This is a genomic window from Enterobacter cloacae complex sp. P14RS (assembly GCF_014895895.1).
GTDB lineage: Bacteria > Pseudomonadota > Gammaproteobacteria > Enterobacterales > Enterobacteriaceae > Enterobacter > Enterobacter bugandensis.
The window spans coordinates 53,600-72,236 of the sequence record NZ_JADBQM010000023.1 but is presented as its reverse complement, the minus strand read 5'-3'; the positions used below and the strand labels follow the sequence as shown (position 1 = coordinate 72,236).

The window sequence follows — 18,637 nt, the reverse complement described above, 5'->3', positions numbered from 1 at the left end:
TGAGCAAATCTCTCACTTCAAGATTTCTCAGGACGATGAAAAAGAAACGCCCCGTACTTCAGGATGTCGCCGATCGCGTCGGTGTGACCAAAATGACGGTCAGCCGTTTTTTACGTAACCCGGAACAGGTTTCCGTGGCGTTGCGTGGCAAGATTGCCGCCGCCCTTGATGAACTGGGTTATATTCCCAACCGCGCCCCCGATATTCTCTCCAATGCGACCAGCCGTGCGGTGGGCGTTCTGCTTCCTTCCCTGACCAACCAGGTTTTCGCTGAAGTTCTGCGCGGCATTGAAAGCGTTACCGATGCTTTTGGCTACCAGACCATGCTCGCTCACTATGGGTACAAGCCGGAACTGGAAGAGGAACGTCTTGAATCAATGCTTTCCTGGAACATTGACGGCCTGATTTTAACCGAACGTACCCACACTGCCCGCACGCTCAAAATGATTGAAGTCGCCGGTATTCCGGTGGTGGAGCTCATGGACAGCCAGTCGCCATGCCTCGACATCGCCGTTGGGTTCGATAACTTTGAAGCGGCTCGTCAGATGACAGCGGCGATCATCGCCCGCGGTCATCGTCATATTGCCTATCTGGGTGCGCGTCTTGATGAACGTACTATCATCAAACAGAAGGGATACGAGCAGGCCATGCTCGACGCAAATTTAACCCCGTACAGCGTGATGGTGGAGCAGTCCTCATCTTACACCTCGGGTATTGAGCTGATGCGTCAGGCACGACGCGAGTATCCGCAACTGGACGGTATTTTCTGTACCAACGATGACCTTGCGGTCGGTGCAGCGTTCGAATGCCAGCGTCTGGGGTTGAAGATCCCTGAGGATATGGCGATTGCCGGCTTCCACGGCCACGATATTGGTCAGGTGATGGAGCCGCGTCTGGCGAGCGTCCTGACCCCGCGTGAACGCATGGGCCGCATTGGTGCAGAACGCCTGCTGGCGCGCATTCGTGGAGAGACGGTTACCCCTAAAATGTTAGATTTAGGTTTCACCTTGTCACCGGGTGGATCTATTTGAACTGACAAATTTGAAGTAGCTCACACTTATTCACTTCGCGCACGTTTGGATATTGCTTCTCTTTTGCCCCAGCAGGACAATGTTACCGATAACTGTTACCCGTAACAATTGACTGAGGGACACCCTTTGAGCACGACTAATCACGATCACCACGTTTACGTCCTGATGGGCGTGTCCGGTAGCGGTAAATCTGCCGTGGCGAGCGAAGTGGCGCATCAACTTCAGGCTGCGTTTCTTGATGGTGACTTCCTCCATCCGCGCAGCAACATCATGAAAATGGCCTCCGGCGAACCGCTGAACGACGACGATCGCAAACCGTGGTTGCAGGCTCTGAATGACGCCGCGTTCGCGATGCAGCGTACCAATAAAGTTTCACTGATCGTCTGCTCCGCGCTGAAAAAAACCTACCGCGACCTGCTGCGCGACGGCAATCCGAACCTCTCGTTCATCTACCTTAAAGGCGATTTCGGGGTGATTGAAAGCCGTCTGAAAGCGCGTAAAGGCCACTTCTTTAAAACCCAGATGCTGGTGACGCAGTTCGAAGCGCTTCAGGAGCCGGGTGAAGATGAAAAAGACGTCTTAGTGGTTGATATCGATCAGCCGCTGGAAGGTGTTGTAGCCAGCACCATCGAGGTCATTAACAAAAGGCAGTAAGTTTTGAGTACATTAACGCTAGTTTTGACAGCAGTGGGTTCGGTATTGCTGCTGCTGTTTTTAGTGATGAAGGCGCGTATGCACGCTTTCGTTGCTTTGATGGTGGTTTCTATTGGTGCAGGTCTCTTTTCCGGTATGCCGCTCGACAAGATCGCCGCGACGATGGAAAAAGGGATGGGAGGCACGCTGGGCTTCCTGGCGATTGTGGTCGCGCTGGGCGCGATGTTTGGCAAGATTCTGCATGAGACGGGCGCGGTCGACCAGATTGCCGTCAAAATGCTCAAATCCTTCGGGCACAGCCGCGCGCACTACGCGATTGGCCTGGCCGGTCTGATTTGCGCACTGCCGCTGTTCTTCGAAGTGGCGGTGGTGCTGCTCATCAGCGTCGCCTTCTCCATGGCGCGCCATACCGGCACTAACCTCGTGAAGCTGGTCATTCCGCTGTTTGCGGGCGTGGCGGCGGCTGCGGCGTTTCTGCTGCCAGGGCCGGCGCCGATGCTGCTGGCCTCCCAGATGCACGCCGACTTTGGCTGGATGATCCTGATTGGCCTGTGTGCGGCCGTCCCGGGGATGATTATCGCCGGGCCGCTGTGGGGCAACTTCATCAGCCGCTACGTCGAGTTGCACATCCCGGACGACATCTCCGAGCCGCACCTGGGCGAAGGCAAAATGCCGTCATTCGGCTTTAGCCTTTCTTTGATCCTGCTCCCGCTGGTGCTGGTGGGTCTGAAAACCATTGCCGCGCGCTTTGTGCCGGTCGGTTCTACCGCGTACGAATGGTTTGAGTTCATTGGTCACCCGTTCACGGCGATTCTGGTGGCGTGTCTGGTGGCGATTTACGGCCTGGCGATGCGCCAGGGTATGCCGAAAGACCGCGTGATGGAGATCTGCGGTGCCGCGCTGCAGCCTGCGGGTATTATCCTGCTGGTGATCGGTGCCGGCGGCGTGTTCAAGCAGGTGCTGGTGGATTCCGGCGTGGGCCCGGCTCTGGGTGAAGCACTGACCGGAATGGGCCTGCCGATTGCGGTAACCTGCTTCGTGCTGGCTGCGGCGGTGCGTATCATTCAGGGGTCTGCAACCGTGGCGTGCTTAACCGCCGTGGGTCTGGTGATGCCGGTGATTGAACAGCTGAACTACTCCGGTGCGCAGATGGCCGCGCTGTCTATCTGCATCGCGGGCGGTTCGATTGTCGTCTCGCACGTTAACGACGCTGGCTTCTGGCTGTTCGGCAAGTTTACTGGTGCGACCGAAGCGCAAACCCTGAAAACCTGGACGCTGATGGAAACCATCCTCGGCACCACCGGGGCCATTGTCGGGATGATTGCCTTTACGCTGCTCAGCTAAATGCAATGATTTAACAAGGCAAAAAAGGCCCGGTAGCGTCAGCGCTTACCGGGCCTTTTTTATTATCCAGGGCATCAGGCCGGGCCATAACCCGGCATTGTGTTACTCGCCCTGCGTCGCGCTCTCAATCGTCAAGCGCACATCCGACGTAATCAGTTCAGCCAGCATCTGGTAAACCTTCAGCGTCTCTTCCGGCTCGGCATCGCCCGTATCGCTGATGAAGCCTTCGTCACGCAGCGTCAGCACCAGCGAGCTGAATACCGCCTTGTCGAAGAATTCCGGGGCGTTAATGCCGTGCAGAACGGACAGGCGCTGCGCCAGCGTCCGGCTCTCTTTCTCCAGCGTGCCGCGGTTGATCGACGGGTTCGCGCTCAGCAGCCAGAACGTAATGGCGTAGCGCTGCAGCGTTTCGCGCGCACCGGCCGCCAGCAGTTGCAGGGTACGGGAGCGTGACGGATTGATGTGCAGCTCGTCGTTCGCAACGGTGATCAGCCCCTGACGGCGCAGCTCTTCCGTCAGTTTATCCAGCTCAACGGCCAGCTCTTCCTTGCTCCAGCGCAGGAACAGCTCCGCTTTAAGCATCGGGTAGAGCGTCTCAACGTGGCGCAACAGCTCCTGACGTGAAATACGGCGATGCTGGGTGATAATGGCCGCCATGAGCGACGGCAGCATCAGCATATGAGCGATGTTGTTGCGGTAGTACGTCATCAGTACGGCCTGCTCGCGCGGCAGAATGATGATATCGCCGATCGTATCTTTCTCGACTTCGAACTTGTTCATCTGCAGCGCGTGATCGATAAGCTCGCTGGCGGTAGCAGAAGGAGCTGTCGAATCAACCGAGTATGGCACGTTGCGCATCATGTCCAGATAGCAGTCCAGCTGCTCCGTGAGCTGTTCACGGGTCAGGGAACGCTGACGTGAAGCCAGCAGCGCCGTACAGCACAGGTTCATCGCATTGGCCGCACCGGCGTTGTTAATGCGCACCATCAGTTCGGACGCGATACCGTTCACCGTTGGCGTCAGCCAGGCCGGACGCACCGCTTCGATAGGATCGATAGACTCGCGCCAATCCGGAACATGATGGTTCAGATACGTCATCAGCGGCATCGGCTCGCCAAAGTTTACGTAGCCCTGACCCAGGTTGCGTAACTTGCTCAGGCCGCGCAGCATCTGCGGCAGGCTCTCTTTCTCTTTGGTCGCGCCGCGCAGCTCTTTGGCGTACGTGCCCACTTCCATCACGTGCTCATAGCCAATGTAAATTGGCACGAGCGTGATTGGACGCGTACCGCCGCGCAGCATCGCCTGAATGGTCATCGACAGCGTGCCGGTCTTCGGATCGAGCAGACGACCGGTACGGGAGCGCCCGCCCTCGACGAAGTACTCTACGGAGTAGCCGCGGCTGAACAGCTCGCCGAGATACTCGCGGAACACGGTGGAGTAGAGCTTGTTGCCCTTGAAGGTACGACGAATAAAGAACGCGCCCAGGCGGCGGAAAATCGGGCCTGCTGGCCAGAAGTTCAGGTTAATACCGGCGGCAATGTGCGGCGGTACCAGTCCCTGGTGATAGAGCACGTAGGAGAGAAGCAGGTAGTCCATGTGGCTGCGGTGGCAGGGGACATAGACAATCTCATGACCATCGTGCGCCAGCTGACGTACACGCTCAGCGTTATGCACGTTGATGCCCTGATACAGGCGGTTCCAGGTAAAGCCGAGAATACGATCGGACAGGCGAATCATCTCGTAGGAGAAGTTCGCTGCGATCTCTTCCATCAGCGCAATGGCGTTCTGCTGGGCTTTCTCATGGGAAATTTTCTTGCTGCGCGCTTCGTCTTCAACGGCGCGGGCGATCGCTTTGGAGGCCAGCAGCTTGTTGAACAGGTCCTGACGCGCCGGAAGACGTGGCCCTACGGCCGCCAGGCGCTGACGGGCAAAGTGCATACGCGCCACGCGCGCCAGTTTTTGCGCGATGATCTTGTCAGTGCCGTGCTCGTCCGCCATTCGGCGAAGGGAGACGGAAGGGGAGAAGCGCACAAAGCTGTCGCGTCCCAGCCAGGAGACCGCGAAGAACTTCTGGATGCCGTTAAGCATGCGCAGCGGCGGGTTCTCTTCGCCTTTTTCGCGGCCCGGACGGCGACCAAACATCACCGATACCGGCACCATCTGCACATCCAGGTCAGGATTGCTGCGGTGCAGGTCGAGATAGTCGTGGAACAGCTTGATGGACTCTTCTTTCGGTGTGTAATAGGTAAACACGCGCGGCCCGCCGTGAATGAACACGTAGCGCGGCAGCAAAGTGCCGTCAACTTCCAGTGGTTCAAGCGGATCGGGTAAATCATGCGCCAGACACTGGGCACGGAGCGTTAGCAGGTCGGCCTTAGAGTTATAAGGCAAAACGTACATAATAGGGCGCGACGTATCGAGCCCCAGTTCCAGCGCGGGTTCTGCTGGGATAGACTTGCTTTTTACCAGTATGCTTAATGGTAAATTAAGTAATTTGTAGTAAATTCGTGGCCAGCCGGACATAAACGATGTAAAGCCTCTGGTTAATAATGCAATTGCGGCGCAAGGATAACAGAAAGCGCGCAAAATTTCTGTTGTTACCCGTCATACTTCAGGCGGCAGCGAAACGCGCTGCAGCTCCTGTTACTGACGCTCTTTTTTAAAAAAGGTTCTTTTAATGGCCAATAATACCACTGGGTTGACGCGTATCATCAAAGCCGCCGGCTATTCATGGAAAGGTTTCCGTGCCGCGTGGGTCAATGAAGCTGCTTTTCGCCAGGAAGGTGTCGCCGCTATCGTCGCGGTTATCATCGCCTGTTTCCTTGATGTAGATGCCATTACCCGCGTGCTTCTCATCGGTTCCGTACTTCTGGTGATGATAGTGGAAATTCTCAATAGCGCTATTGAGGCCGTGGTCGACCGGATCGGTTCTGAATTTCACGAGCTCTCTGGCCGTGCGAAAGATATGGGCTCCGCCGCTGTCCTGCTGGCGATTATCACCGCAGCCATTACCTGGGTCACGCTGCTTTGGTCACATTTCCGATGATGCTCGAGGAATAATTAAGTCCCTGGTTTTTTGTGCAGTTTTTGGTTCCAAAATCGCCTTTGACTGTATATACTCACAGCATAACTGTATATACACCCAGGGGGCGGAATGAAAGCATTAACGACCAGGCAGCAAGAGGTGTTTGATCTCATTCGGGATCATATCGGCCAGACGGGTATGCCACCCACGCGTGCGGAAATCGCGCAGCGTCTGGGTTTCCGTTCTCCGAATGCTGCCGAGGAACACCTGAAAGCGCTGGCGCGTAAGGGTGTGATTGAGATTGTGTCAGGCGCGTCGCGTGGTATCCGCCTGCTGGTGGAAGAAGAGACGGGCATTCCGCTGATAGGCCGCGTTGCTGCAGGTGAACCGCTGCTGGCACAACAGCATATTGAAGGTCACTACCAGGTCGATCCTGGTATGTTCAAGCCGAGCGCTGATTTTCTGCTGCGCGTTAGCGGGATGTCGATGAAAGACATCGGCATTCTTGATGGCGACCTTCTGGCCGTTCACAAAACGCAGGATGTGCGAAACGGCCAGGTGGTGGTTGCGCGCATTGATGACGAAGTGACCGTTAAGCGCCTGAAAAAACAGGGTAACACTGTTCAGCTGTTGCCCGAAAACAACGAGTTCACCCCGATTGTGGTCGACCTCCGCGAACAGAGCTTCTCTATTGAAGGTCTGGCTGTTGGCGTGATTCGTAACGGCGAATGGCTGTAATCTCTTCCTGACAGGCTACGCTTCCGCTGTAGCCTGCTTCATTTACCCTTCCCGGTATCTCTCATGTCACTGCTGACGGCATCTGATAAGGCATTGTGGCGTCTTGCCCTGCCGATGATTTTCTCCAATATCACCGTGCCCTTGCTGGGTCTGGTCGATACGGCCGTTATTGGTCATCTCGATTCCCCTGTTTATCTTGGCGGCGTGGCGATTGGCGCGACGGCAACCAGCTTCCTGTTTATGCTGCTGCTCTTTTTGCGTATGAGTACTACCGGGCTCACGGCACAGGCGTATGGTGCGAAAGATCCGTTACGTCTGGCGCGTGCGCTGGTGCAGCCGCTGATCCTGGCGCTTGGCGCGGGGGTACTCATTGTTTTACTGCGCACGCCCCTGATAGACCTTGCGCTCCATGTTGTTGGTGGCAGCGAGGCGGTACTGGAGCAGGCGCGTCGCTTCCTGGAAATCCGCTGGCTCAGCGCGCCCGCTTCGCTGGCAAACCTGGTTCTGCTGGGTTGGTTACTGGGTATGCAATACGCCCGTGCGCCAGTGATTTTGCTGGTCGTGGGAAACCTTCTCAACATTGTGCTCGATCTCTGGCTGGTGATGGGCCTGCATATGGACGTGCGCGGGGCGGCACTGGCGACGGCGATTGCCGAATACGGAACCTTACTCATTGGGCTGTGGATGGTCTGGCGCGTGCTGGCCCTGCGCGGGATATCCCTCGTAATGCTGAAAACCGCATGGCGCGGCAATATCCGTAAACTGCTGGCGCTCAACCGTGACATCATGCTGCGCTCGCTTCTGCTACAACTCTGTTTTGGCGCATTGACGGTTTTTGGTGCCCGTCTTGGGCCTGAGATCGTCGCGGTGAATGCGGTCCTGATGACATTGCTGACGTTTACCGCCTACGCGCTGGACGGCTTCGCCTACGCCGTTGAGGCGCATTCCGGGCAGGCGTACGGCGCGCGGGAAAGTGGCCAGCTTAGGGATGTCTGGCGGGCAGCCTGTCGACAAGCGGGACTGGTCGCGCTGGCGTTTGCACTGATTTATGCCTGTTTTGGCCGTGACATTATTGCATTACTCACTTCGATCCCGGCTTTACGCGAACTGGCGGACCACTACATCGTCTGGCAGGTGATCTTGCCGGTGGTGGGAGTGTGGTGTTATCTGCTGGACGGCATGTTTATCGGTGCGACGCGCGGAGCGGAAATGCGCAACAGTATGGCGGTTGCGGCGGCGGGGTTTGGTTTGACGCTGCTGACGCTTCCGTGGCTGGGTAATCACGGTTTGTGGCTGGCGCTTGCGGTCTTTCTCTCCCTGCGCGGCCTCTCCCTTGCCTTTATCTGGCATCGCCACTGGCAAAATAATACCTGGCTTCCTTCCCGTCACGATATATCGTGACGGTTAAAGATTCCGAATATGAAATCAACTGCCGAATCCTTAGCTACAATTATTATCACGTCCAGCAGAAAAGAACGTAACGGACGTTACGACCCGACGCTTAACTAAGAGGACACGATGATGAATAAAGACGAAATCGGCGGCAACTGGAAGCAGTTCAAAGGTAAAGCGAAAGAACAGTGGGGTAAGCTGACTGATGACGATATGACCGTCATTGAAGGCAAGCGCGATCAGCTTGTCGGTAAAATTCAGGAACGTTACGGCTACGCGAAAGATCAGGCGGAAAACGAAGTCAAAGACTGGGAAACCCGTAACGACTACCGCTGGTAGCGCTGAATAACCCACAGAGGCGGCTTAAGAGCCGCCTTTCTATTGCTGCTAACGCGGCTTTTTCTTTATCAGAATTGAGTGGTCGTGCTGACACGCATCCTGATGTCGACAGGCTTCCACCTCAACGCATGCAGAACACAGCCCGTGCGCTTCAATCACGTTATGACGCAGGGCAAAACCCATTTTTGCCGCCAGCGTGTGCATAATGTCCTCTACGCCTTCCGCTCCCTCTTCTTTCACTACGCCGCAACGATCGCAGATAAACATGGCCGATGTATGCGTTGGCTGATCGAAAAGATGGCACAGGACATAGCTGTTTGTGGATTCGACTTTATGCACAAACCCTTGTTCCAGCAGGAAATCCAGCGCGCGATACACCGTGGGCGGTTTAGCCTGCGGCTCGCTTTCGCGGAGCAGGTCGAGTAGATCGTAGGCGCTGATCGCCCCCTGTTGCAGGCTCATCAGGCGCAAGACTTCAAGGCGCTGCGGGGTCAGGCGCACATTGCGTTGCGCGCACAGCTTTTCGGCCTGCGCTAACAGCTCTTTTGTGGACTTATCCATTTAGCACCTCGGATGTTCTGGGAGATAAAACCCTCACTTTATCATGTTCTGGCAAAAACACCGATATCCGCCAGGCTGTGCTATACCTGACGCATCGCAAACCGGGAATGTAACAATGAAAAAACCAGACTGTATCAAGCACTGGCGCGACGTAGAAGGGCCAGATGACGCCACCTACCCCGACAGTAACGAGCTTTTTTCCATCGGATCGCCGCTGGCGCGCAGCCTGGGCCTCAGGCGTATAGGCATTCATCATGAACGTTTACCGCCGGGGCGTCGGACGTCCTATCCCCATGCGGAAAGTGACGAAGAAGAGTTTATCTACGTGCTTGAGGGCTATCCTGAAGCCTGGATTAATGGCTATTTGTGGAAACTCGAACCCGGAGACAGCGTGGGCTTTCCCGCCGGAACGGGGGTGTGCCACACCTTTATCAACAACACGGAAGAAGAGGTGCGGTTGCTGGTGGTGGGGGAGGCCAACAAGAAGCACAACCGCATCTACTATCCGCTTAACCCGGTTTATGCCGCCACGCGGGAAGATCGCTGGGTAGACCATCCGCCACAGTTTTTTGGGCCGCACGATGGAAAACCTGGGAAAAAATAATTTCCTCTTCTATAAATATTGAGGGCCGTCACAAATTACAACAGGCCGTAAGGAAGTTTTACTTAGGGAATGAATTAGCGGGTCTTTTTATCTTTATTCACAGCAATAGTTCGCGCCTGTTTGGGGGATAACAGACAGGGGTTATTTCATAACAGACTATAAGACGGGCATACTGTGAAAAAACATTTTAAATTTTCGGTGGTTAGCATCGCTGTCTCCTTGTTTATGGCAAATCAGGCGGGAGCAGCCAATACCTGGACAGAATCACGTAGCGACGCGATGGGGGGCACCGGCGTTGCTTCGGGCAATTATGGTAGCGGGGCGTTAATTAACCCCGCGCTGCTGGCAAAGGCAAAACCGGACGATGACGTGACGGTTATTTTGCCATCCGTTGGGGTGCAGGTAACGGATGAGGACAATCTTCAGGATGAGATTGATACCATCAACGACAAAATCAATCACTATAAGGATGTGGTTGATAACCTTACGCCAATCGAGGTTATTACTAATCCGTTAGGCTCCATCAACCAGTTCCAGGGCGCGGCCAAAGATCTGGCCGATGAGCTGGACTATCTCAAGGGCAAAACCGCTCGCGCGACGGCAGGAGCAGGCCTTGCCGTGAGTATCCCTAACGATGTGCTTTCCGTGGCCTTTATGGCGAAAGGGTACGCCCATGGCCGGGTAAGTTCGTCTATCGACCAGCAGGATATTGATTATCTGCGCGGTATTCAAAGAAGCAATCTGGTGGCTGCCGGCGTTGCCCTGGACGCTGCGCTGAACGGCACGGACCAGATCACTAAAAACCTCAACTCAACGGCGTCCGGTCGGGCGGCGATTATCTCCGACTACGGTATTGCCGTTGCCCGTCAGTTTGACCTTGGCGGCGTTCCGGTTTCCGTGGGCGTGACGCCAAAACTGCAAAAAAGCTGGATCTATAACTACACCACCTCGATCTACGATTACGACAGTAATAAGTGGAACGATAGCCGCTACCGTACAGACGATACCGGCTTTAACGTCGATGCCGGTATTGCCGCTGATTTTGGCGAAAACTGGACGGTCGGCGTGAGCGGGCAAAACCTGATGTCGCGCGATATCGACACCAAAGATATCCGCATCCGCAACGGGCGTACGGGGGAAGTGGTGAGCTATAAAGACACCTACCAGATCCGTCCGCTAGTGACCGCGGGTGCTGCCTGGCACAACGATCTGGTGACCCTGACCGCCGATGGCGATCTGACCGAAACCAAAGGATTTAAGAGCGAAGATACGTCGCAGTATGTTGGGGTCGGTGCTGAAGTGACTCCGCTGAGCTGGCTGGCGGTGCGTGCCGGTTATCGTGCGGATATGAAAGGGAACGACAGCAACGTCTTTACCGGCGGTGTCGGTTTCGCGCCGTTTAATACCGTTCATGTTGACCTGATGGGTCTGTATGGCGAGGACGAAACCTGGGGCGCAGGGGCTCAGCTGAGCATGACGTTCTAAAGTACACCGGAGGCGCTGCGCCTCCGGCTTTTCTTTGTGCTATAGTAGCGCCCCTTTTCCACCAGATGCTTAAAACTTCGCCATGTCGTCAGAACTCCAGACCGCTTTTCCTGCACACCGTTTCTCTATTGCGCCAATGCTCGACTGGACGGACAGACACTGCCGCTATTTCCTGCGCCAGCTCTCCCGCCATACGCTGCTGTACACCGAAATGGTGACCACGGGCGCAATTATTCACGGTAAGGGCGACTACCTGGCATACAGTGAAGAAGAGCATCCGGTTGCGCTGCAGCTGGGGGGCAGCGATCCGGTCGCGCTGGCCCAGTGTGCAAAGCTGGCGGAAGAACGCGGCTACGACGAGATCAACCTGAACGTTGGCTGCCCTTCCGACCGCGTGCAAAACGGCATGTTCGGCGCCTGTCTGATGGGTAACGCACAGCTGGTGGCGGACTGCATCAAAGCGATGCGCGATGTGGTCTCCATTCCGGTGACGGTCAAAACCCGTATCGGCATTGACGACCAGGACAGCTACGAATTCCTGTGCGATTTCATCAATACGGTGTCAGGGAAAGGCGAGTGTGAGATGTTTATCATCCACGCCCGCAAAGCCTGGCTTTCAGGCCTTAGCCCGAAAGAGAACCGTGAGATCCCGCCGCTGGACTACCCGCGCGTGTACCAGCTGAAACGTGATTTCCCGCACCTGACGATGTCAATCAACGGCGGTATTAAGTCGCTGGAAGAGGCGAAAGCGCACCTTGAGCATATGGATGGCGTGATGGTCGGGCGCGAGGCGTATCAAAATCCGGGCATTCTGGCGACGGTCGATCGCGAAATCTTTGGCGTTGCAGGCGCAGACACCGATCCGGTTACCGTCGTGCGTGCCATGTACCCTTACATTGAGCGCGAGTTGAGCAATGGCACCTATCTAGGCCACATCACCCGCCATATGCTTGGCCTGTTCCAGGGTATTCCGGGCGCGCGCCAGTGGCGTCGCTACCTCAGTGAGAACGCGCATAAAGCCGGTGCCGATATTGAGGTGCTGGAACATGCGCTGCGGCTGGTGGCGGATAAGCGATAATTTCGCTAAAAGATCGTCAAATTCACCACGCCCTGCGGATCCTCGCGGGGCTTTTTGCTTTAAGAACAATAGGTTAGCTTTGGCATGATTCTTGTAATGATTGCAGCATCATTCGGGAACTCGTGGGAGAGCACCATGCTTGAACTACTTTTTGTGATTGGCTTTTTTGTCATGCTGATGGTCACGGGCGTGTCGCTGCTCGGCATTCTGGCCGCGCTCGTTGTGGCCACGGTAGTTATGTTTATCGGCGGATTATTTGCCCTGACGATCAAACTGCTGCCGTGGCTGCTGCTGGCTATCGCCGTGGTGTGGGTAATACGGGCGATTAAAGCGCCAAAACTGCCGACTTATCAGCGCAATAACCGCTTCCGTTACTAAGGTATTGAGGGGTTCGTCACATACTTGTAACTTTTCCGGCAGCATGGCTTAGAACAGAATAGGATTTACTTATCGAATCTGTCACTATGGCTGCCGCTACAGAATTCATCGAGCTGTACCCTACATACAGCCGAACTAAAAAAAGAAAGGGCTTCCCACGGGAAGCCCAATTTCTTTTTGGGGGTCAGGGGATTAGCAGACTTGAACCCTGCGTCGCCCGGCTTTCCAGCACCTCATGCGCACGCTGCGCATCGGTTAGCGGGTATTTCTGCGCATCCGCCACATCCACCTTAATCACGCCGCTGGCTATTAGCGAGAACAGCTCGTTGCTGGCTTCCTCCAGTTCTTCCCGGTTGGTGATGTAACCCTGCAAAGAAGGGCGCGTCACGTACAGCGACCCTTTCTGATTCAGAATACCGAGATTGACGCCGGTGACAGCGCCTGAGGCGTTACCAAAGCTCACCATCAGCCCGCGACGCTGCAGGCAGTCCAGCGACGCTTCCCAGGTGTCTTTCCCCACCGAGTCATACACGACGCGTACTTTTTTGCCGCCGGTGATCTCTTTTAGCCGCTCGACGATGCTCTCTTCCCGGTAGTTGATCACCTGCCATGCGCCCGCGTCCAGCGCACGCTGGGCTTTTTGCGCACTGCCTGTGGTGCCGATCAGCTTCGCGCCTAAAGCTTTCGCCCACTGGCAGGCAATCAGCCCCACGCCACCGGCGGCAGCATGGAACAGGAACTGCTCATCGGGCTTAATTTCGTAGGTTTTGCGCAGCAGGTAATAGACCGTCAGCCCTTTCAGGAATGAGGCGGCCGCCTGCTCAAAGGTGATGGCGTTCGGCAGCAGGGCGGCTTTGTCCGCCGGGACGTTGTGGATGGAGCTGTAAGCGCCCAGGGCAGACTGTGCGTATACCACACGATCGCCTTCTTTGATGTGCTTAACCGCACTGCCCACTTTGCTGACGATGCCGGCCGCCTCAGTGCCCAGGCCGCTCGGCATTGACGGAGGCGGGTAGAGCCCGCCGCGAATATAAGTATCGATGTAGTTTATGCCGATGGCTTTGTTTTCAACCTGCACTTCGTTTTCGCCAGGCGCGGTGGGGGTGAACTCCACCGCTTTCAGCACTTCAGGACCGCCGTGTTTCTGGAACTCAATGCGCGTTGCCATGCTCCCTCCGTAAGAAAAATATGGTAATCTTTCGACCCACTCTTTATCTCGGTAACTCCATTCACTATGGCAGGAAACAAACCCTTCAACAAACAGACTGAACCTCGCGAGCGTGATTTCCAGGTCGCAGGGTTAAAAGTCCCGCCGCACTCGATTGAAGCGGAACAGTCGGTGTTGGGCGGTTTAATGCTGGATAACGAACGCTGGGACGACGTCGCCGAGCGCGTAGTGTCTGAAGATTTCTACACCCGTCCGCACCGCCATATCTTTACCGAAATGGCGCGCCTACAGGAGTCCGGCAGCCCGATTGACCTGATCACGCTCGCGGAATCGCTGGAGCGTCAGGGGCAGCTGGACAGCGTCGGCGGCTTTGCCTACCTGGCAGAACTGTCAAAAAACACGCCAAGTGCGGCTAACATCAGCGCTTACGCCGACATCGTGCGCGAACGTGCCGTCGTCCGCGAGATGATCTCGGTAGCGAACGAAATCGCCGAAGCCGGATTCGACCCGCAGGGCCGCACCAGCGAAGACCTGCTCGACCTTGCCGAGTCCCGCGTCTTTAAAATCGCCGAAAGCCGTGCCAACAAAGATGAAGGCCCGAAAAACATCGCCGACGTGCTCGACGCCACCGTTGCGCGTATAGAGCAGCTTTTCCAGCAGCCGCACGACGGTGTGACCGGGGTGAACACAGGCTATGACGATCTGAACAAAAAAACTGCCGGTTTACAGCCGTCGGATTTAATTATCGTCGCGGCGCGTCCGTCGATGGGTAAAACAACATTTGCGATGAACCTCGTCGAAAATGCGGCGATGTTGCAGGATAAGCCGGTGCTTATTTTCAGCCTTGAAATGCCCTCGGAGCAGATTATGATGCGTTCTCTGGCATCCCTGTCGCGCGTGGATCAGACCCGCATCCGTACCGGCCAGCTCGACGACGAGGACTGGGCGCGCATCTCCGGCACCATGGGCATTCTGCTGGAAAAACGGAACATCTATATCGATGACTCCTCCGGCCTGACGCCGACGGAAGTGCGCTCCCGCGCGCGCCGCATCGCCCGCGAACACGGCGGCATCGGCCTTATCATGATCGACTACCTTCAGCTGATGCGCGTCCCGTCGCTCTCAGACAACCGTACGCTGGAAATTGCAGAGATTTCCCGCTCGCTCAAGGCGTTAGCTAAAGAGCTGCACGTGCCGGTAGTGGCGCTGTCGCAGCTTAACCGCTCCCTGGAACAGCGTGCAGACAAACGCCCGGTCAACTCCGACCTGCGTGAATCCGGCTCCATTGAGCAGGATGCCGACTTAATCATGTTCATCTACCGTGATGAGGTCTATCACGAGAACAGCGACCTGAAAGGGATCGCCGAAATTATTATTGGTAAGCAACGTAACGGCCCCATCGGTACGGTACGTCTGACCTTTAACGGCCAGTGGTCGCGTTTCGACAACTATGCCGGTCCTCAATATGATGATGAGTAATTTCTAAGGAATTCAAATGCAAGCGGCAACTGTTGTGATTAACCGCCGCGCTCTGCGACACAACCTGCAACGTCTGCGTGAACTGGCGCCCGCCAGCAGGCTCGTTGCAATCGTGAAAGCGAACGCTTACGGACACGGTCTTCTTGAGACCGCGCGAACGCTCCCCGATGCCGACGCCTTTGGCGTCGCCCGTCTCGAAGAAGCTCTCCGCCTGCGCGCAGGCGGCATTACGCAACCGATTCTGCTCCTCGAAGGCTTTTTTGAAGCCTCGGATCTGCCGACCATTGCAGACCAGCAGCTGCACACGGCGGTACACAACGAAGAACAACTGGCCGCGCTGGAAACGGCTGAACTGAGCGAGCCGGTCACCGTCTGGATGAAGCTCGACACGGGCATGCACAGGCTGGGCGTGCGTCCGGAAAACGCGGAGGCGTTTTATCAGCGTTTGTGCCAGTGCAAAAATGTGCGTCAGCCGGTCAATATCGTCAGCCACTTTGCCCGTGCCGATGAGCCCGAATGCGGCGCAACCGAGCAGCAGCTTGATATCTTCAACACCTTCTGCGAAGGCAAGCCGGGAATGCGCTCCATTGCGGCATCCGGCGGCATTCTGCTGTGGCCGCAATCCCACTTCGACTGGGCGCGTCCGGGGATTATCCTGTATGGCGTTTCCCCGCTTGAGAATAAACCCTGGGGGCCGGACTTAGGCTTTAAGCCGGTGATGTCGCTGGTATCAAAGCTGATTGCCGTGCGGGAGCACAAAGCGGGCGAGCCGGTGGGTTACGGAGGTACCTGGACCAGCGAGCGCGACACGCGGCTTGGCGTGGTGGCGATGGGCTACGGCGACGGCTATCCGCGCGCGGCACCAACGGGCACGCCGGTGCTGGTCAATGGTCGTGAAGTGAACATTGTCGGCCGCGTGGCGATGGACATGATTTGCGTGGATCTTGGGCCCGGCGCGCAGGATAAAGCGGGCGACGATGCGGTGATGTGGGGTGAAGGTCTGCCCGTTGAACGCATTGCTGAGATTACAAAAGTGAGTGCTTACGAACTTATTACGCGTCTGACGTCGCGGGTGGCGATGAAATACATCGACTGAGCTTTAACGGGATGCGATGCATCCCGCTTCTGTTAACATCCCCTCGATCTTATTCCGCTTCCGGTTTATTGTTGAAAACCCTGCCTCATAATAATCCGGAGAACATCGCGTGTTTCAGAAAGTAGACGCCTACGCCGGCGACCCTATTCTCTCCTTGATGGAGCGTTTCAAAGAAGATCCTCGCAGCGATAAAGTGAACCTCAGCATTGGTCTTTATTACAACGAGGACGGCATCATTCCTCAACTGAAAGCCGTTGCCGAAGCCGAAGCACGTCTTAACGCAACCCCGCACGGTGCTTCGCTTTATTTGCCGATGGAAGGGTTAAACACCTACCGTAATACGATTGCGCCGCTGCTGTTTGGTGCGGACCACGCGGTGCTCGCGCAAAAGCGCGTGGCGACTATCCAGACGCTGGGCGGCTCGGGTGCGCTGAAGGTAGGCGCTGATTTCCTGAAAAAATATTTCCCGGATTCCGGCGTGTGGGTCAGCGACCCGACGTGGGAAAACCACGTGGCCATCTTTGAAGGCGCGGGCTTTAAGGTCGAGACCTATCCGTGGTTCGACAGCGAAACCAATGGCGTGCGCGTCGAAGCGCTGCTGGAAAAACTGAACACCCTGCCGGCGCGCAGCATCGTGCTGCTGCACCCATGCTGCCATAACCCAACGGGTGCGGACCTCACCAATGCCCAGTGGGATGCGGTGATCGAGGTGCTGAAGGCACGTAACCTGATCCCGTTCCTCGACATCGCCTATCAGGGCTTTGGCGCGGGCATGGAAGAAGATGCTTACGCCATCCGCGCCGTTGCCAGCGCCGGGCTGCCAGCGCTGGTCAGCAACTCCTTCTCAAAAATCTTCTCTCTCTACGGCGAGCGCGTTGGCGGTCTGTCCGTGGTGTGTGAAGACGCCGAAGCCGCGGGGCGCGTTCTCGGCCAACTGAAAGCGACGGTCCGCCGTATTTACTCCAGCCCGCCGAACTTTGGTGCGCAGGTGGTGGCGACCGTTCTGGGAGACGAACAGCTGAAAGCCACCTGGCTTGCGGAAGTGGAAGCGATGCGCAAGCGCATTCTGTCGATGCGTCAGGAACTTGTTAACGTGCTGAAAGAGGCGGTGCCGGGGCATAACTTCGACTATCTGCTCAAGCAGCGCGGGATGTTCAGCTATACCGGACTGAGCGCGGCACAGGTCGATCGCCTGCGTGACGAGTTCGGCGTCTACCTGATCGCCAGCGGCCGTATGTGCGTGGCGGGCCTGAATGCCGGCAACGTCCAGCGCGTGGCGCAGGCGTTTGCTGCTGTAATGTAAATGCTCACTAACCCAGCCCTCTCCCCGTGGGAGAGGGCTGGGGTGAGGGCATCAGACCGCATAAACACGTCCCCCGGCACTTTGTGATCGTCTTCTTTTTATTCATCTTTATAAGTAAAAACTCCTTTCCTTCCCCTCCCTCCGGGGTTATGGTCGGATAGATTTTTGACCATCCACTCAAAATATAAAGATAACAAACTGAATATTCAGGGGAAAATATGCGCAAGATCACACTGGCGCTCAGCGCCGCCTGCTTATTGTTCTCGCTTAATAGCGCCGTCGTCGCGCGAGCTTCCGCACCGACGCCGCTTTACACCGGCACCACCGCCGCCATCCTTGCCGAGCAGGCACCCATTCACTGGGTTTCCGTGGCCCAAATCGAAAACAGCCTGGTGGGCCGCCCGCCAATGGCCGTGGGCTTCGACATTGACGATACCGTGCTGTTCTCAAGCCCTGGCTTCTGGCGTGGCAAGAAAACGTATTCTCCTGACAGCGAAGCGTATCTGAAGAACCCGGAGTTCTGGGAAAAAATGAATAACGGCTGGGATGAGTTCAGCATTCCGAAAGAGGTGGCCCGCGCGCTGATCGCCATGCACGTTAAGCGCGGCGACAGCATTTACTTTGTCACCGGCCGTAGCCAGACCAAAACGGAGACCGTCTCCAAAACCCTGCAGGACGATTTTCAGATCCCGGCGGCCAGCATGAATCCGGTCATTTTTGCCGGTGATAAAGAGGGACAAAACACCAAAACCCAGTGGCTGGAGCAGAAAAACATCAAAGTGTTCTACGGTGATTCGGATAACGACATTACCGCGGCGCAGGATGTGGGGGCCAGAGCGATCCGGGTGCTGCGTGCCTCTAACTCGACCTATCGACCGCTGCCGATGGCAGGCAAGTTTGGCGAGGAGGTGATTGTTAACTCCGAGTATTAGTTCTAGAGCGGCGGGTTTGATTCTTTTTTG

General features: G+C 56.2%; 18 protein-coding genes and 1 pseudogene. 16 read left to right on the top strand and 3 right to left on the bottom strand.

Going from position 1 to position 18,637, the window contains the following annotated elements:
* The first annotated feature begins 35 nt into the window (after nucleotides 1–35).
* The 3 genes from gntR (at nucleotide 36) to gntU (ending at nucleotide 3,029) form a co-directional block, all read left to right on the top strand.
* Nucleotides 36–1,031 (top strand): gluconate operon transcriptional repressor GntR, encoded by a 996-nt coding sequence (gene gntR, locus IM295_RS18860; RefSeq protein WP_014882133.1) that lies wholly within the window; start codon nucleotides 36–38, stop codon nucleotides 1,029–1,031.
* 126 nt (nucleotides 1,032–1,157) lie between these two features.
* Nucleotides 1,158–1,685 carry a gluconokinase gene (gene gntK, locus IM295_RS18855; RefSeq protein WP_045260947.1) on the top strand — a complete coding sequence of 176 codons (528 nt, stop codon included), beginning with the start codon at nucleotides 1,158–1,160 and terminating at the stop codon, nucleotides 1,683–1,685.
* A gap of 3 nt (nucleotides 1,686–1,688) precedes the next feature.
* Nucleotides 1,689–3,029, top strand: a complete 1,341-nt coding sequence (gntU, locus tag IM295_RS18850; protein WP_193067169.1) for a gluconate transporter — start codon at nucleotides 1,689–1,691, stop codon at nucleotides 3,027–3,029.
* A 102-nt stretch (nucleotides 3,030–3,131) separates the two neighbouring features.
* Here the strand turns inward: gntU and plsB are convergent, their stop codons facing one another.
* The gene (gene plsB, locus IM295_RS18845; protein WP_028015161.1) at nucleotides 3,132–5,552 is read right to left on the bottom strand and encodes a glycerol-3-phosphate 1-O-acyltransferase PlsB; all 2,421 of its coding nucleotides are present in this window, start codon (nucleotides 5,550–5,552) and stop codon (nucleotides 3,132–3,134) included.
* Nucleotides 5,553–5,706: 154 nt separating this feature from the next.
* Between plsB and IM295_RS18840 the strand changes: the two genes are divergently transcribed.
* The 5 genes and pseudogenes from IM295_RS18840 (at nucleotide 5,707) to IM295_RS18825 (ending at nucleotide 8,523) form a co-directional block, all read left to right on the top strand.
* Nucleotides 5,707–6,075 carry a diacylglycerol kinase gene (locus IM295_RS18840; RefSeq protein WP_049137653.1) on the top strand — a complete coding sequence of 123 codons (369 nt, stop codon included), beginning with the start codon at nucleotides 5,707–5,709 and terminating at the stop codon, nucleotides 6,073–6,075.
* A gap of 108 nt (nucleotides 6,076–6,183) precedes the next feature.
* Entirely contained in the window at nucleotides 6,184–6,792 is a 609-nt protein-coding gene (gene lexA / locus IM295_RS18835) for a transcriptional repressor LexA (RefSeq protein ID WP_028015162.1), read from the top strand.
* A gap of 63 nt (nucleotides 6,793–6,855) precedes the next feature.
* Entirely contained in the window at nucleotides 6,856–8,193 is a 1,338-nt protein-coding gene (gene dinF / locus IM295_RS18830) for an MATE family efflux transporter DinF (protein WP_193067168.1), read from the top strand.
* Nucleotides 8,190–8,264, top strand: a pseudogene (locus tag IM295_RS23305) (hypothetical protein); the annotation flags it as partial. The gene dinF and the pseudogene IM295_RS23305, both read left to right, overlap by 4 nt.
* Nucleotides 8,265–8,313: 49 nt before the next feature.
* Nucleotides 8,314–8,523 carry a CsbD family protein gene (locus IM295_RS18825; RefSeq protein ID WP_014882139.1) on the top strand — a complete coding sequence of 70 codons (210 nt, stop codon included), beginning with the start codon at nucleotides 8,314–8,316 and terminating at the stop codon, nucleotides 8,521–8,523.
* A 48-nt stretch (nucleotides 8,524–8,571) separates the two neighbouring features.
* Here the strand turns inward: IM295_RS18825 and zur are convergent, their stop codons facing one another.
* Nucleotides 8,572–9,084 carry a zinc uptake transcriptional repressor Zur gene (gene zur, locus IM295_RS18820; protein WP_028015164.1) on the bottom strand — a complete coding sequence of 171 codons (513 nt, stop codon included), beginning with the start codon at nucleotides 9,082–9,084 and terminating at the stop codon, nucleotides 8,572–8,574.
* A gap of 115 nt (nucleotides 9,085–9,199) precedes the next feature.
* Here zur and IM295_RS18815 point away from each other — a divergent pair, with 115 nt between their 5' ends.
* The 4 genes from IM295_RS18815 to pspG all read left to right on the top strand — a co-directional run bounded on the left by IM295_RS18815 (nucleotide 9,200) and on the right by pspG (nucleotide 12,629).
* Nucleotides 9,200–9,688 (top strand): cupin domain-containing protein, encoded by a 489-nt coding sequence (locus IM295_RS18815; RefSeq protein WP_045260944.1) that lies wholly within the window; start codon nucleotides 9,200–9,202, stop codon nucleotides 9,686–9,688.
* Between the two features lie 225 nt (nucleotides 9,689–9,913).
* Complete coding sequence (traF, locus tag IM295_RS18810) at nucleotides 9,914–11,173, top strand: conjugal transfer protein TraF (RefSeq protein ID WP_153657273.1); 1,260 nt, start codon at nucleotides 9,914–9,916, stop codon at nucleotides 11,171–11,173.
* Nucleotides 11,174–11,255: 82 nt separating this feature from the next.
* Nucleotides 11,256–12,251 carry a tRNA dihydrouridine(20/20a) synthase DusA gene (dusA, locus tag IM295_RS18805; RefSeq protein ID WP_136344138.1) on the top strand — a complete coding sequence of 332 codons (996 nt, stop codon included), beginning with the start codon at nucleotides 11,256–11,258 and terminating at the stop codon, nucleotides 12,249–12,251.
* A 135-nt stretch (nucleotides 12,252–12,386) separates the two neighbouring features.
* Nucleotides 12,387–12,629, top strand: a complete 243-nt coding sequence (gene pspG / locus IM295_RS18800) for an envelope stress response protein PspG (protein WP_028015168.1) — start codon at nucleotides 12,387–12,389, stop codon at nucleotides 12,627–12,629.
* Nucleotides 12,630–12,813: 184 nt separating this feature from the next.
* Here pspG and IM295_RS18795 read toward each other — a convergent pair whose 3' ends face one another.
* Nucleotides 12,814–13,797 (bottom strand): quinone oxidoreductase, encoded by a 984-nt coding sequence (locus IM295_RS18795; RefSeq protein WP_063437700.1) that lies wholly within the window; start codon nucleotides 13,795–13,797, stop codon nucleotides 12,814–12,816.
* A gap of 66 nt (nucleotides 13,798–13,863) precedes the next feature.
* Here IM295_RS18795 and dnaB point away from each other — a divergent pair, with 66 nt between their 5' ends.
* The 4 genes from dnaB (at nucleotide 13,864) to aphA (ending at nucleotide 18,607) form a co-directional block, all read left to right on the top strand.
* The gene (dnaB, locus tag IM295_RS18790; protein ID WP_008503375.1) at nucleotides 13,864–15,276 is read left to right on the top strand and encodes a replicative DNA helicase; all 1,413 of its coding nucleotides are present in this window, start codon (nucleotides 13,864–13,866) and stop codon (nucleotides 15,274–15,276) included.
* A 16-nt stretch (nucleotides 15,277–15,292) separates the two neighbouring features.
* A complete protein-coding gene (gene alr, locus IM295_RS18785) occupies nucleotides 15,293–16,372 on the top strand; it encodes an alanine racemase (RefSeq protein ID WP_136344139.1) in 1,080 nt (359 codons plus the stop codon).
* 109 nt (nucleotides 16,373–16,481) lie between these two features.
* The gene (gene tyrB, locus IM295_RS18780) at nucleotides 16,482–17,675 is read left to right on the top strand and encodes an aromatic amino acid transaminase (RefSeq protein ID WP_045260940.1); all 1,194 of its coding nucleotides are present in this window, start codon (nucleotides 16,482–16,484) and stop codon (nucleotides 17,673–17,675) included.
* 218 nt (nucleotides 17,676–17,893) lie between these two features.
* Nucleotides 17,894–18,607, top strand: coding sequence for an acid phosphatase AphA (gene aphA, locus IM295_RS18775; RefSeq protein WP_047366859.1), 714 nt, complete (start codon nucleotides 17,894–17,896; stop codon nucleotides 18,605–18,607).
* Nucleotides 18,608–18,637 lie beyond the last annotated feature (30 nt).